Source organism: Mesorhizobium sp. M7A.F.Ca.US.008.03.1.1 (genome assembly GCF_003997495.1).
Lineage (GTDB): Bacteria > Pseudomonadota > Alphaproteobacteria > Rhizobiales > Rhizobiaceae > Mesorhizobium.
Genome location: NZ_RZRU01000009.1, coordinates 17,054 through 30,616, shown reverse-complemented (window position 1 = coordinate 30,616; position 13,563 = coordinate 17,054). Strand labels below are relative to the sequence as shown.

Annotated in this window: 16 protein-coding genes and 1 pseudogene; 12 read left to right on the top strand and 5 right to left on the bottom strand. The window is 62.0% G+C overall.

All coding sequences use genetic code 11. The features are described 5' to 3' along the window. Positions 1-78: 78 nt before the first annotated feature. From EOA16_RS14275 to EOA16_RS14265, 3 genes are all read left to right on the top strand, one after another. Positions 79-612: a hypothetical protein gene (locus EOA16_RS14275; protein WP_127258892.1), complete on the top strand. Its 534-nt coding sequence runs from the start codon at positions 79-81 to the stop codon at positions 610-612. 32 nt (positions 613-644) lie between these two features. After that, on the top strand, positions 645-1,022 hold the full coding sequence (locus tag EOA16_RS14270) for a VOC family protein (protein ID WP_127258890.1): 378 nt from the start codon (positions 645-647) through the stop codon (positions 1,020-1,022). Positions 1,023-1,114: 92 nt separating this feature from the next. After that, a complete protein-coding gene (locus EOA16_RS14265) occupies positions 1,115-1,744 on the top strand; it encodes a MarC family protein (RefSeq protein ID WP_127258888.1) in 630 nt (209 codons plus the stop codon). A 33-nt stretch (positions 1,745-1,777) separates the two neighbouring features. On the opposite strand, the gene EOA16_RS14260 is transcribed toward EOA16_RS14265, so the two are convergent. Both EOA16_RS14260 and EOA16_RS14255 read right to left on the bottom strand, forming a co-directional pair. After that, positions 1,778-2,203: an OsmC family protein gene (locus tag EOA16_RS14260; protein WP_127258886.1), complete on the bottom strand. Its 426-nt coding sequence runs from the start codon at positions 2,201-2,203 to the stop codon at positions 1,778-1,780. A 135-nt stretch (positions 2,204-2,338) separates the two neighbouring features. Then, positions 2,339-2,863, bottom strand: a complete 525-nt coding sequence (locus tag EOA16_RS14255) for a single-stranded DNA-binding protein (protein ID WP_127258884.1) — start codon at positions 2,861-2,863, stop codon at positions 2,339-2,341. 226 nt (positions 2,864-3,089) lie between these two features. On the opposite strand from EOA16_RS14255, the gene EOA16_RS14250 reads away from it, so the two are divergent. The 9 genes and pseudogenes from EOA16_RS14250 (at position 3,090) to EOA16_RS14210 (ending at position 11,492) form a co-directional block, all read left to right on the top strand. Beyond that, on the top strand, positions 3,090-3,404 hold the full coding sequence (locus tag EOA16_RS14250; protein WP_127258882.1) for a metalloregulator ArsR/SmtB family transcription factor: 315 nt from the start codon (positions 3,090-3,092) through the stop codon (positions 3,402-3,404). Next, positions 3,401-3,889, top strand: coding sequence for an SRPBCC domain-containing protein (locus EOA16_RS14245; protein WP_127258880.1), 489 nt, complete (start codon positions 3,401-3,403; stop codon positions 3,887-3,889). Before EOA16_RS14250 ends, EOA16_RS14245 begins: the two co-directional genes overlap by 4 nt. Before the next feature lie 21 nt (positions 3,890-3,910). Then, positions 3,911-4,516, top strand: coding sequence for an ATP-dependent Clp protease proteolytic subunit (locus EOA16_RS14240; protein WP_127258878.1), 606 nt, complete (start codon positions 3,911-3,913; stop codon positions 4,514-4,516). Between the two features lie 88 nt (positions 4,517-4,604). Continuing rightward, positions 4,605-4,898 (top strand): hypothetical protein, encoded by a 294-nt coding sequence (locus tag EOA16_RS14235; protein ID WP_127258876.1) that lies wholly within the window; start codon positions 4,605-4,607, stop codon positions 4,896-4,898. 721 nt (positions 4,899-5,619) lie between these two features. Beyond that, positions 5,620-8,541 (top strand): excinuclease ABC subunit UvrA, encoded by a 2,922-nt coding sequence (uvrA, locus tag EOA16_RS14230; RefSeq protein WP_127258875.1) that lies wholly within the window; start codon positions 5,620-5,622, stop codon positions 8,539-8,541. Between the two features lie 32 nt (positions 8,542-8,573). Further along, positions 8,574-9,044, top strand: a complete 471-nt coding sequence (locus EOA16_RS14225) for a GNAT family N-acetyltransferase (protein ID WP_127258873.1) — start codon at positions 8,574-8,576, stop codon at positions 9,042-9,044. A gap of 26 nt (positions 9,045-9,070) precedes the next feature. Further along, the gene (locus EOA16_RS14220; RefSeq protein WP_127258871.1) at positions 9,071-9,892 is read left to right on the top strand and encodes a DUF72 domain-containing protein; all 822 of its coding nucleotides are present in this window, start codon (positions 9,071-9,073) and stop codon (positions 9,890-9,892) included. A gap of 115 nt (positions 9,893-10,007) precedes the next feature. Beyond that, positions 10,008-11,158, top strand: a pseudogene (locus EOA16_RS14215) (GGDEF domain-containing protein). 64 nt (positions 11,159-11,222) lie between these two features. Then, on the top strand, positions 11,223-11,492 hold the full coding sequence (locus tag EOA16_RS14210) for a hypothetical protein (RefSeq protein ID WP_127258868.1): 270 nt from the start codon (positions 11,223-11,225) through the stop codon (positions 11,490-11,492). A 109-nt stretch (positions 11,493-11,601) separates the two neighbouring features. Here EOA16_RS14210 and EOA16_RS14205 read toward each other — a convergent pair whose 3' ends face one another. From EOA16_RS14205 to urtD, 3 genes are all read right to left on the bottom strand, one after another. Further along, positions 11,602-11,778 carry a hypothetical protein gene (locus EOA16_RS14205; protein WP_081294751.1) on the bottom strand — a complete coding sequence of 59 codons (177 nt, stop codon included), beginning with the start codon at positions 11,776-11,778 and terminating at the stop codon, positions 11,602-11,604. Positions 11,779-12,048: 270 nt separating this feature from the next. Continuing rightward, the gene (gene urtE / locus EOA16_RS14200) at positions 12,049-12,744 is read right to left on the bottom strand and encodes an urea ABC transporter ATP-binding subunit UrtE (protein WP_127258867.1); all 696 of its coding nucleotides are present in this window, start codon (positions 12,742-12,744) and stop codon (positions 12,049-12,051) included. Positions 12,745-12,815: 71 nt separating this feature from the next. Continuing rightward, positions 12,816-13,562 carry an urea ABC transporter ATP-binding protein UrtD gene (gene urtD / locus EOA16_RS14195; RefSeq protein WP_127258865.1) on the bottom strand — a complete coding sequence of 249 codons (747 nt, stop codon included), beginning with the start codon at positions 13,560-13,562 and terminating at the stop codon, positions 12,816-12,818. Between the last annotated feature and the right edge of the window lies 1 nt (position 13,563).

Sequence of the window (13,563 nt, the reverse complement as noted above, 5' to 3'; positions counted from 1 at the left end):
TATAGCAATTTTTCCCAAGCCCAGAACCCCATCACCGCCTACTCCCTCCCAGTCTCCTGACAAGAAGAGGCCACAACCATGTTCGATCAATCTTCGTTTGCCGAAGCCCTGCACAGCGCCGGACCACCAGAGGGGCTTGCTGAAAAGCTGAGCCTTTACGGCCGCTTCGTCGGCGCCTGGGCGTTCGACGCCTCGCGCCATCTCGAGGACGGTACGGTCCTGACAGGGCGTGGCGAGGTGCATTTCGGCTGGGTGCTGGAAGGCCGGGCGATCCAGGACGTCTGGATCCTGCCCGCGCGGGACACTGGCTCCCAGCCTTCGCTCGGCGCCTGGACGTTCTACGGCACGACGCTGCGTGTCTATGATCCCGGCCAGGACGCCTGGCACATCTTCTGGAGCGATCCGCGCAACCAGTACTTTAGCCGCCAGCTCGGCCGTGCCGAGGGTGGCACGATCGTGCAAGTGGGCGCCGACGGCACCGGTTCATCGGTGCGCTGGAGTTTTTCCCGTATCACCGAAAACTCCTTCCGATGGCTGGGCGAGCGCTCGCACGACGGCGCGGACTGGCACCTCGAAGTCGAGTTCCTGGCGCGCCGTCAATCTGCAAGATGACACCCCAAACTCTTGTAACAATGGAGAAAACCATGTTTGATCACATCTCGATCGGGGTCCGCGACGCCGCCGCATCCAAGCGCTTCTACGATGCGGCGCTGCAGTCGCTTGGCTACAGCTGTCTCAGCCAGTCGCCGGGCTCGTTGGGCTATGGAGCCCAGAGCGTCGCGTTATGGGTGAACGACGCGGCGCGGCCTGTGCCGGCCGACGACAAATCCGGCCTGCATTTCTGCTTCGCCGCGCCAACGCGGGGCAGCGTCGACGCCTTCCACGCCGGCGCCCTGCGTGAAGGCGGTAGTGACAACGGCGCGCCGGGTCTGCGCGCCGACTATGGCGATAACTACTATGCCGCCTTTGTCATCGATCCGGACGGCTATCGCATCGAGGCCTATTGCAGCGCTCCCGGCTAAACCCGGTTTCGCTCTCACGAACAGTTCCCACCGAACGGGCTTTGCTCTACCAATTATCCTGGTACGGGCACGGCCCGGCGGGAGGGTCAGAGATGCCGAGTTTCGACAGCCTGTTCAATGCCTTCGTCACCATTCTCGTGACCATCGATCCGCCCGGCCTGGCGCCGCTGTTCCTCGCCGTCACACGCGGCATGAACCGCGAGGAGCGCCAGCAGGTTTCCGTCCGCGCCTCGATCATCGGCTTCCTGGTGATGGCGCTGTTTGCGGTGGCAGGCGCCTCGATCCTGTCGGTGTTCGGCATCACGCTGCCGGCTTTCCGCGTCGCCGGCGGCTTCCTGCTGTTCTTCATCGCCTTCGAAATGGTGTTTGAGCGCCGGCAGGACCGCAAGGAAAAGATCGGCGACGTCGCCATCACCAAGGACATGATCCACAACATCGCCGCCTTCCCGCTGGCGATCCCGCTGATCGCCGGCCCCGGTGCCATTTCGGCAACAGTACTGCTTTCCGGCTCGTTTCAAGGCTTTGCCGCGCAGGCGGCACTGGTCGGCATCATCTTCGTCTGCCTCGCCATCACCTATCTGGTGTTCGTGCTGTCGGAACGCATAGACCGCTTCCTCGGCCAGACCGGCCGCTCGATCCTGACCCGTCTGCTCGGCGTCATCCTGGCGGCACTGGCCGTGCAATTCGTCGCCGACGGCATCAAGGCGCTGATAGCGGGCTGACAGGCTGACGTGGCGAGAATCCCGAAGCCGGTTCTATTTCGCCGTCGTGTCGATGACCTCGAAATCGTGGGTAATCGTGGCGGTCTTGGCAAGCATCGCGGAGGCCGAGCAATATTTTTCGATCGAAAGGTCGATCGCGCGTTTCACCTTGTCGCTGGAGAGCGCCCTGCCCTTGACGACGAAATGCATATGGATGCGGGTGAACACCTTTGGCTCGGTTTCGGCCCGGTCGGAGTCGAGTTCGACGACGCAGTCCTCGATCGCCTCGCGGCCCTTTTCGAGGATATGCACGACATCATAGGCCGAACAGCCGCCGGTGCCGATCAGCACCAGCTCCATCGGGCTCGGTCCCGGCGTCCTGCCTTCCGGTCCGGGCGCGGTTCCGAGCACGACCTTGTGGCCGCTGCCGGACTCGCCGATGAAGGTCCGTTCCTCGACCCATTTTACGCGTGCTTTCATCGAACTCGTCCTTCGCCATATTTCGTTGATCGCCAAGTCAGCGTTCAATTCGACAATGCAAAACCCCGAAAGTCCATGAGGGACTCTCGGGGCGCAATGTTTGACTTAAGCCAAAAATAACATCTGCTGTTGCGATCAGAACGGGATTTCATCGTCCAGTTCGCGCGACGAGCCGCCGCCACCGCCGCCCCTTGGCGCGTTGCCGCCACCACCGCGATTTAAGCCTTCGCTCGGGCTGGACTGGCCGAAATCGGATCCCCGGCTGCTGCCGCCGGAATAACCGCCGACCTGGCCGCCTTCGCCTTGGCCGCGCGCGTCGAGCATCTGCAGCTCGCCGCGGAATTTCTGCAGCACGACTTCCGTCGTGTACTTGTCGGCGCCGGTCTGGTCCTGCCACTTGCGCGTCTGCAACTGACCCTCGACATAGACCTTCATACCCTTCTTCAGATATTGCTCGGCGACCTTGGCGATGCCCTCATTGAAAATGACGACGTTGTGCCACTCGGTTTTTTCCTTGCGTTCGCCGGAATTCTTGTCGCGCCAGCTTTCCGATGTGGCGATGCGGATGTTGACGACCGGCTCGCCCGAATTCAGGCGACGGATTTCGGGATCCGCGCCGAGATTGCCGACCAGAATGACCTTGTTGACGCTACCCGCCATGATATTTCTCCGCGCTCATCCGAAACAAATTTTTGTCGCAGCACCTTACAGGCTGCAGGCGATCGCCGCTTGCCATGGCTGCCTTTACCCACAAGGTTTTTGTTCCCTTTTTGTTCTTATCTGCATCGCTGCTTATTGTCAAGGAATGGCAGCAACGCTGAAGCTAATCATATGGGTTTGAAAAGACCGCTTGCCAAATCAATAAGTATGCACTTATGCTTTCGGCATGATCGAAGCAGAGATTTTTCGCGCACTGGCCGACCCGACGCGCCGCGCCGTCTTTGAGCGGCTCGCCGCCGGCGAGATGAGCGTGTCGGAATTGCGCACCGGTATGACGGTGTCGCAGCCTGCGGTGTCGCAGCATCTGGCGGTGCTGCGTGGCGCCGGGCTGGTGGTCGAGCGGCGAGCCGGCCGCAACGCCTATTACCGCGCCGATCCGCAGGGGCTCGTCCCCTTGCTCTCCTGGATCGAACGCTACCGGACCTTCTGGCCGGAACGCATTGAAAGGCTGAAGGCGGTTTTGAAGGACATCGATCAATGAAGAAGGCGGGATCAACGACCAACGAAGGCCAAAGCGACGCCGCGGATGCGCTCGAGTTCGAGTACGACCTTGCTGAACCGCCGGAAAAGGTCTGGCGGGCCCTGACCGTACCGGAATTGCTCGCCGCATGGATGATGCCGAACGACATGAGACCCGAAATCGGCAACCGTTTTGCCTTCGCAGGGACGGGCGCGCCGATCGAATGCGAAATTCTCGACGCCGAACCCGAGAAGCTGCTGCGCTATTCCTGGCGGGAGCAGCCGGGCGACGCAGCCAGGCAGGATCCGCTCGACAGTACCGTCACCTTCACACTCGCCCGAACCGTTTCCGGCGGCACGCATCTGCGTGTCGTCCATGACGGCTTTGCCCGCAAGGCCATGCCTGCCATCGCCATGGCAGGCGCCGGCTGCCGGCTTTCGCTCGGTTTGCGCGCAATTGGAAAGCCCATCGCCGCGAACGCACCGCGCCTGCTGCGCGCGGCATAATACGAAAATCGGAGAAGAGAAATGAGCGGTGTTGCCAGTCTGGTGCCGATGGTCATCGAGCAATCGAGCCGCGGCGAACGCGCCTTCGACATCTTTTCGCGGCTGCTGCGCGAGCGCATCGTCTTCATCAACGGGGAGATCAACGACGACATCTCGGCGCTGGTCTGCGCGCAGCTGCTGTCGCTGGAATCGGACAATCCCGACAAGGAGATCTCGCTCTACATCAACTCGCCGGGCGGCGTGGTCACCAGCGGCTTCGCCATCTACGACACGATGCAATATATCAGCTGCCCGGTGTCGACCGTATGCATGGGCTTTGCCGCATCGATGGGCTCGTTCCTGCTGATGGCAGGCACACCGGGTCGCCGGATTTCCCTGCCGAACGCCACCATCCTGCTGCATCAGCCGCTGGGCGGGTTCCAGGGCCAGGCCTCCGACATCCAGCGACATGCCGAGCGCATCGGCAGGACGAAACAGCACATGGCCGAACTCTACGCGCAGCATTGCGGCCGCAGCTATGAAGAGGTCGAGCGAACGTTGGACCGCGACCACTTCATGACCGCCCGCGAGGCCCAGGCATGGGGCATCGTCGACCATGTTTTCGATACGCGAAAAAAGGCCGCGTAAGCCAGAGCCGGATCGGAGTCCGGCCGGCTGTCGAAGATTTGACGATGCCGGTCTGGTTCCATCGGGGGCGCGCCACTATAGTCCTGGGATGACCGACACTCATTCGTCCAGATCATTGCACCGCGTCATCGCCGTTGCTGCGCTCGCTTTTGCCGGCCTCGTGAGCGGCGTGGCGCTCGCCGAGGACAGTTCGCCGGCGCAGAAAGGCGCCCTGCCCGGCGTGACCGGCGACTACCGCATCGCCAAGCCGGCTCCCGAGCCGGATGATGCGCTGCCAGCCGGCGAGAACGGCACATTCAAGATCGGCGATACGGATGTCAGGATTTCCGGCAGCATCACCGTCGATGTCGGCGCCGGCTCGATCGGGCCGCCGCGCCACTGACAGTGCGTGCCGGCGCTTGCTGCGTTGCGCCTATCGTCAACAACAATCCGCACATGAAAACGGCCCCGCCGTGCCTTGGGGCAAACGGACGGGGCCTTTTTGGATCTCAAATCCAATTTTGCCGGGAGTGTACTGCCGGCGTTTGATTTCGGATGCACCGCGGCATTCAGCCGACGATCCGACTAGCAGTCTCTGATTTTTACGGAAGATGGCAGGTCACGGTTTGCCGGCTGGCGAAAACGCTGAACCCTGGCACTTATGCCTGCCTCGGCTCCAGTGACAACTGGAACCCTAGGGGACGATCCGGTGGCGTCATAGCTCCGCTCCTCTGTCCGTTGCGATTGTTGTCAACTCGAAGCACACATCGCGAATGCCTGCGGCGTCTCGCAGGCCGCCTCTGGGCGGCGAGGCCATCGAAAGACGGCCGGCTTCGTTGACTGCTGGAGACTGCGCCCGTGAGTCCGTCGCGTCAACCATCAATAGCCGGTTACCGAAAAACGTGATCGCGGGGAGGTTACGTACAAGTCAGTTTCTGCATAGCTTTGTCAGGAGCGTGTTCAGCCTTTGTTCTTTCCGCTTGCCCGGCCACGTGAAAGACGCTTAAACGCTTTTGTCGGGAATTGTGGCGTCTCTCGACGTGGCGGCAAAACTACCTACATAAGGGATGGCCGGGAAAACCCGCCATTCCAGGAAATTCCAGATTCTGAGGCGGCGACCGGCTATGGCCGACCATAAATATCTTTCCATTCGCGGGGCGCGCGAACACAATCTGAAGAATGTCGATCTCGACCTGCCGCGTGACAGCCTGATCGTCATGACCGGCCTGTCGGGGTCCGGCAAGTCGTCGCTTGCCTTCGACACGATCTATGCCGAGGGCCAGCGCCGCTACGTCGAAAGCCTGTCGGCCTACGCGCGGCAATTCCTCGAAATGATGCAGAAGCCTGACGTCGACCAGATCGACGGCCTGTCGCCCGCCATTTCCATCGAGCAGAAGACCACCTCGAAGAACCCGCGTTCGACGGTCGGCACCGTCACCGAGATCTACGACTATATGCGCCTGCTTTTTGCGCGCGTCGGCATCCCCTATTCGCCGGCCACCGGCCTGCCGATCGAGAGCCAGACGGTTTCGCAGATGGTCGACCGCGTGCTGGCGGTCGAGGAAGGCACGCGCCTGTTCATCCTGGCGCCGATGGTGCGCGGCCGCAAAGGCGAGTACCGCAAGGAATTGCTGGAGTTGCAGAAGAAGGGCTTTCAGCGCGTCAAGGTCGACGGCGTCTTCTATGAGATCGCCGACGTGCCGGCGCTGGACAAGAAGTACAAGCATGACCTCGATGTCGTCGTCGACCGCATCGTCGTGCGCGGCGATCTGGCGACGCGGCTTGCCGATTCCATCGAAACGGCGCTGAAGCTGGCCGATGGGCTTGCCGTGGCCGAATTCGCCGACAAGCCGCTGGATTCCAGCCAGACCGGCGAGGATTCGGTCAACAAGTCGAAGAACGAGACGCATGAGCGCATCCTGTTCTCGGAAAAGTTCGCCTGCCCGGTCTCCGGATTCACCATTCCGGAAATCGAACCGCGCCTGTTCTCGTTCAACAATCCGTTCGGCGCCTGCCCGACCTGCGACGGCCTCGGCAGCCAGCGCGCTATCGACGGCAATCTGATCGTGCCGGACGAAAACGTCTCGCTGCGCGACGGAGCCGTCAGCCCGTGGGCGAAGTCGACCTCACCCTATTACGCGCAGACGCTTGAAGCGCTGGGCAAGGCCTATGGCTTCAAGCTCGGCGACAAGTTCAAGGATTTGTCCGAAGAGGCCAAGGAGGCCGTCCTGCGCGGCACCGGCGAGCGCGAGATCACCTTCCAGTATGATGACGGCCTGCGCTCCTACAAGACGACGAAAACCTTCGAAGGCGTCATCCCCAATCTCGAGCGGCGCTGGAAAGAGACTGAATCCGCCTGGATGCGCGAGGAGATCGAGCGCTTCATGTCGGCGACGCCTTGCCCGGTCTGCAAGGGCTATCGGCTGAAGCCGGAGTCGCTGGCCGTCAAGATTGCCGGCAAGCACATCGGCGAAGTCACCGAGCTTTCCATCCGCAAGGCCGACCAGTGGTTCACCGATCTGCCCGCGTCGCTCAACGACAAGCAGAACGAGATCGCGGTGCGCGTGCTCAAGGAAATCCGCGAACGGCTGCGCTTCCTCAACGATGTCGGGCTCGACTATCTGACGCTGTCGCGCAATTCCGGCACGCTGTCGGGCGGCGAGAGCCAGCGCATCCGGCTGGCCTCGCAGATCGGCTCCGGCCTCACCGGCGTGCTCTATGTGCTGGACGAACCGTCGATCGGCCTGCACCAGCGCGACAATGCCCGCTTGCTCGACACGCTCAAGCACCTGCGCGACATTGGCAACACGGTGATCGTCGTCGAGCATGACGAGGACGCCATTCTGCATGCCGACTATGTCGTCGACATGGGTCCTGCCGCCGGCATCCATGGCGGTGAGATCATCGCCCAGGGCACGCCGCAGCAGGTCATGGCCAACCCCAATTCGATCACCGGCAAGTATCTGTCGGGCGCACTCGAGGTGGCGACGCCCGGCGTGCGCCGTGAAGCGAAGAAGAACCGGCGCCTCAAGATCGTCGGCGCGCGTGGCAACAATCTGAAGAACGTCACCGCCGAAATCCCGCTCGGCACCTTCACCGCCGTGACCGGCGTGTCGGGCGGCGGCAAGTCGACCTTCCTGATCGAGACGCTGTTCAAGGCGGCGTCGCGCCGCGTCATGGGCTCGCGCGAACATCCGGCCGATCACGACCGCATCGAGGGCCTCGAATTCCTCGACAAGGTCATCGACATCGACCAGTCGCCGATCGGCCGCACGCCGCGTTCGAATCCCGCCACTTATACCGGCGCCTTCACGCCGATCCGGGACTGGTTCGCCGGCCTGCCCGAAGCCAAGGCGCGCGGCTACCAGCCGGGACGCTTCTCCTTCAACGTCAAGGGCGGCCGCTGCGAGGCCTGCCAGGGTGACGGCGTCATCAAGATCGAGATGCACTTCCTGCCCGACGTCTACGTCACCTGCGACGTCTGCCACGGCAAGCGCTATAACAGAGAGACGCTCGACGTCGTGTTCAAGGGCAAGTCGATCGCCGACGTGCTCGACATGACGGTCGAGGAAGGCGTCGACTTCTTCGCCGCCGTGCCCGGCGTGCGCGACAAGCTCGAAACGCTGAAGCAGGTCGGCCTCGGCTACATCCACATCGGCCAGCAGGCGACGACGCTGTCGGGCGGCGAGGCGCAGCGCATCAAGCTCGCCAAGGAACTGTCGCGCAAGGCGACCGGCAAGACGCTCTACATCCTCGACGAGCCGACCACCGGCCTGCATTTCCACGACGTCGCCAAGCTTTTGGAAGTGCTGCATGAACTGGTCGACCAGGGCAACACGGTGGTCGTCATCGAGCACAATCTCGAGGTCATCAAGACCGCCGACTGGGTGCTCGACCTCGGCCCCGAAGGCGGCGACGGCGGCGGCGAGCTGGTCGCCTCCGGCACGCCGGAAGCGATCGTGCGAGAGAAGCGCAGCTACACCGGCCAGTTCCTCAAGGAACTGCTGGAACGGCGCCCGGGAGGCAAGCGCGAAGCGGCGGAGTGATGATCGGACCGGTTGGTGCCTGGAGCTTTTGAATGACAATCAGAAAAGCGCTTGCCGGTAATCTCCAAACTGTCGTCTCGCTGACGCAAGCGGCCTATGCGCCTTACACCGCACAGTTAGGCGCACCGCCGATCCCGGTCACCGAGGACTATGCGCCGCGCATTGAGGGCGGCGAGGTGTGGGTGTTGGAGAGCGGCAGCGAAATTGCCGGAGTGCTCACACTGGAACGGCACGACGATCACGCGATGATCTTCTCCATCGCGGTCTCCCCCGACTTTCAGGGCAAAGGCTTCGGCATCGCACTCCTCAAACATGCGGACGAGCAGACGCGCCTGTGGGGTTTGTCCGAGGTGCAGCTTTACACCAACGCCAGGATGGAGCGGAACATCGCGCTCTATCTGTCCTACGGTTTCCATGAAACGGGTCGCAGGCCCAATCCCTACCGGGCAGGATGGGTGCTCGTCGACATGGCCAAAACCGTCGATGAGATCACCGTGGCCTGATCTTTTTCAGCACTTGGAGGATGACAATGAGCACATCGGGAACAATCCGCGCCGGCATGGGCGGCTGGACGTTCGAGCCCTGGGATACGTCCTTCTATCCCGACAAGCTTTCCAAGGCCAAGCAACTGAACTACGCCACTCGCCAGGTGCCGAGCATCGAGGTCAACGGCACTTACTATTCGAGCTTCAAGGAGCCGACCTTCGTCAAATGGGCCAGCGAGGCGCCGGACGGCTTTGTCTATGCGCTCAAGGGCAACCGCTTCGTCACCAACCGGCGCGTGCTGGGCGAGGCCGGCGAATCGATGACGCGCTTCCTCGGCTCCGGCGTGGCGGCGCTCGGCGAAAAGCTCGGGCCGATCCTGTGGCAGTTCGCGCCGACCAAGAAATTCGATCCGGACGATTTCGAAGCCTTCCTGAAACTGCTGCCGGAAAGGCAGGACGGCGTTGCGCTGCGCCATGCGCTCGAAGTCCGCAACGACAGTTTTATCGTGCCGGAATTCGCGGCACTTGCCCGAAAATACAAGGCCGCGATCGTTTACGCCGACCATGCCAAATATCCCGATATCGCCGACATCACCGCCGATTTCGTCTACGCTCGGCTGCAGACCGGCAGCGATGACAATCCCGACTGTTACACGCAGAAAGGCCTCGACGAATGGGCCGCGCGGGTAAAGACCTGGGCGCAAGGCAAGCAGCCGGCCGACCTGCGGCGCGCCGACCCCGCCACCGATGCGCCGGTAAAGCCGCGCGACGTGTTCGTCTACTTCATCACCGAGGGCAAGGTGCGCGCGCCGTTCGGCGCCATGGCACTGATGAAGCGAGTGGACCAGGATCTGCCGGTGCACTGACGCAGCGGAATCATGGCATCTTCGCCACCGTCGTAACCATATCGATACTTCCTTGCTGCATGAATCCAGCTAAACCAGTCGCAGATCTGGACCTCCGCGGGCAAGGACGAGGGGCATGTCGCTCGACTACACTTCACTTCTGCTGGCTGTCGGTTTTTCCGCTGCCTGCCTGAGCCTGACATTGTTTGGCATGTGGCTGACCGCTCGCTCGGAGAAATTCCTGCTGACATGGGCGATCAGCCTGGTGTTCGTGGTCGGCGATATTTTTGTCTATGACGCCTATATCGATATGCCCGGGCGCCTGCTGGGCATCGCCACGCTGGCTTTCCTCCTGCTCGGTTTCTCGACAATGCTGGGCGCGGCCTACCAGTTCAGAACCGGCGGCTCGCCAGTGCCGCGAACGGTGCTTGGCAGCGCCATTTCGCTGGCCGTGACGTTGCCTCCCATGGCTCTAGGCTATGACGGGCTGGGCTTCCTATTCGAAAATGCCTTCGCCGCCTTGCTTCTGTTCGCAACGGCGGTCGAATACTGGAAAGGCCGCGACGAAGCCCCTGCCCTGACGATCGGCATCACCGCGCTCTATTCTGCCACGGCCGCATCCTTCGCTCTCTGCGCCATGGTTCTAGCCTCGGATGGAATGCTGGTCCTTGGACATGCGCCAAGCAACTGGGCCGAGGAACTGAGCCTCATCATCGTCATCGCCAGCATGACCGGGATCGGGGCGCTTTCCCTGGCCCTGAACCAGGGACGTCTGGCCCGGCATCACCGCCACAATGCCCTGACCGACCCGCTGACCGGCCTGCTCAACCGCCGCGCCCTGTTCGACCTGCACGGCGATGCGCCGGTCGGCGCCTTCACGGCGGTGGTCGTCTTCGATCTCGACAACTTCAAGGCCATCAACGACGAATTCGGCCACGCCCCGGCGATGAGGTGCTGAAGGTGTTCGGGCGGGAACTCGCCGGCAATCTCCGCCCGGCCGACGTCGCCGCGCGCATGGGCGGCGAGGAGTTCGCGCTGGTGCTGAAGCGGACCTTGCCCGAAACGGTGGAGGCCACCGCCGAGGCCATACGGGCCGCTTTCGCCGCGCACCGCATCGAAACCGAGACAGGCTCGCTGATATGCACGGTCAGTGCCGGATTTGCTTTCGGCACCAAGGAAGGCCTCGGCTTCGACAAGGTGCTCAACGCCGCCGACAAGGCGCTCTATGACGCCAAGCGCGGAGGCCGCAACCGTGTCACCGCCTCGGCATTCCGGCGCGCGGGTTAGACTGGTCAGCCTTGATATCTTATTGCCAATCATCCGGCGCAATTCGCACGGCCCGGTGGCCGCGATGGAACTTCACAACGTGGAGAATGTTCCGAAGGATAAAACCTTTCGGGAGAACCCGTGCATGACAAACGCTTCTCTGCACCTTCTGAAGGGGATCGGTTATTCGATCTCGACCGGAAGTGTAGCCCTGCTCGCCATCGTGAGCTGGTCGAGTGCCTCAAAAAGCCCTGTTCTCATCGCCTGTTTGATTGGCGGCGCGGCACTATCCATCATCGGAATGTTCTGTCGCTGGCTGACCTACCAAATTGAGATGCGCCGGCAGGACAACTAGATGGAGGCATCACGGTATGTTGGAGCTCTGGGCGGATGGTTGAGCCGCCGCAGAGCGACCATCTGTTCGCCGCGTCTGTCGCACGAACTGATTGCGATCGAAGCAGCGTCTACGCCGCCATGACGATTTCATTGAAGGCATCGAGATCGACGTAGAAAACCTTCGTGATTTCCTCGATCAGGTCGTCGTATTCGCAGCCCTGTGACCTCAAGATGTTGATGGCGGCGATGATATCGACACGTTCGGTAAGTCGCCGCTTCTGGTAGTCCTCGACGTAACGTTCCATGGCTGTCCCTTAGCCTGTGTGCCCAAACGCGTTTGAACGACAGAGATCGCAGGAGGGAAGCTAGGAAGCTTTGCTTGCGTGAAACTTGCCCGGTGCTAGCCGCGCCCTCGATCTGCGATAACCAGACTGATACGGAAGCGGCCGACTCACAAAAGCCATGGGAAAGACTAGCACGCAGCCCATGGTGCGCCAGTGACGCAGAGGGCTGGATCGGAAAAATATTAGACTTGCCAAGGATTTCGGACCGTCAACTGAAGTCCAACGACGATTCTAGACCGTCAGGAACTTCCTGACATCAGCACGGTCCAAATCTTCCGCCGGGCCGGTATGGACGATCAGACCCCGGTCCATGATGTTGACCTCGTCGGCGAGCTCGCGGCAGAAATCGAGATATTGTTCGACCAAAAGCACGGCGATGCCGGCCTGGTCGCGCAGATAGCGGATGGCGCGGCCGATATCCTTGATGATCGACGGCTGGATGCCTTCCGTCGGCTCGTCGAGCACCAGCAGCTTCGGCCGCATCACCAATGCCCTGCCGATGGCAAGCTGCTGCTGCTGCCCCCCGGAAAGGTCGCCGCCACGGCGGCCGAGCATCTGTTTCAGTACCGGAAACAGCTCGAAGACATGCGCCGGAATGTTGCGGTCGGCCCGTTTCAGCGGCGCAAAGCCTGATTCCAGGTTCTCCCGCACGGTGAGCAGCGGAAAGACCTCCCTGCCCTGCGGCACGAATGCGATGCCCGACCGGGCGCGGTCATACGCCGCGCTCCGGTCGAGCGCCTTCCCCTCGAAGGCAACGCTTCCGCTCGTCAGCCGGTGATGGCCGACGATCGATCTCATCAAACTGGTCTTGCCGACGCCGTTGCGGCCGAGCACGCAAGTGATCTTGCCGGCGCCCGCTTTCAGCGACACGCCGCGCAGCGCCTGGGCGGCGCCGTAGTGTAGTGTGGCATTCGAAACTTCGAGCATCTCTCAGCGCCTTTTCCAGAACCGGAGAAACGACAGATCGAAGCGATGGAATTGAACCCGCCAGACCATGCTCATCTCCCCAGATAGACTTCGACGACGCGCTCGTCGGCCGACACGAAATCGAGTGTGCCTTCGCTAAGCACCGAGCCCTCATGCAGGCAGGTGACCTTGACGCCTAGCTCGCGCACGAAATGCATGTCGTGCTCGACGACGATGACCGAATGGTCGCGCGCGATATCCTTGAGCAGCCGCGCGGTTTCCTCGGTCTCGGCATCGGTCATGCCGGCGACCGGCTCGTCGACCAGAAGCAGCTTCGGATCCTGCGCCAGCAGCATGCCGATCTCGAGCCACTGCTTTTGTCCGTGGCTGAGATTGGTTGCCAATTCGTTGCGCTTGTCGCCAAGCCGGATGATGCCGAGGATGTCGTCGATCTGCCGCGTCTCGGCGGCCGAGCGGCGATGGAACAGCGCCGGGAAGATCGAGCGCGGTCCCTTCAGCGCCAGCATCAGGTTTTCCTCGATCGTGTGGCTTTCGAACACGGTCGGCTTCTGGAACTTGCGGCCGATGCCCATCATGGCGATCTCGGCCTCATCGTGCTTGGTGAGATCGACCTGGCCGTCGAAGAACACCTCGCCCTCGTCGGGCCGCGTCTTGCCGGTAACGATGTCCATCATCGTCGTCTTGCCGGCGCCATTGGGGCCGATGATGGCGCGCATCTCGCCCTTGTCGAGCACCAGCGACAGATTGTTGATGGCGCGAAAGCCGTCGAAGGAGACCGAGACGCCGTCGAGATAAAGGATCGTGTTCGACTTCGACATC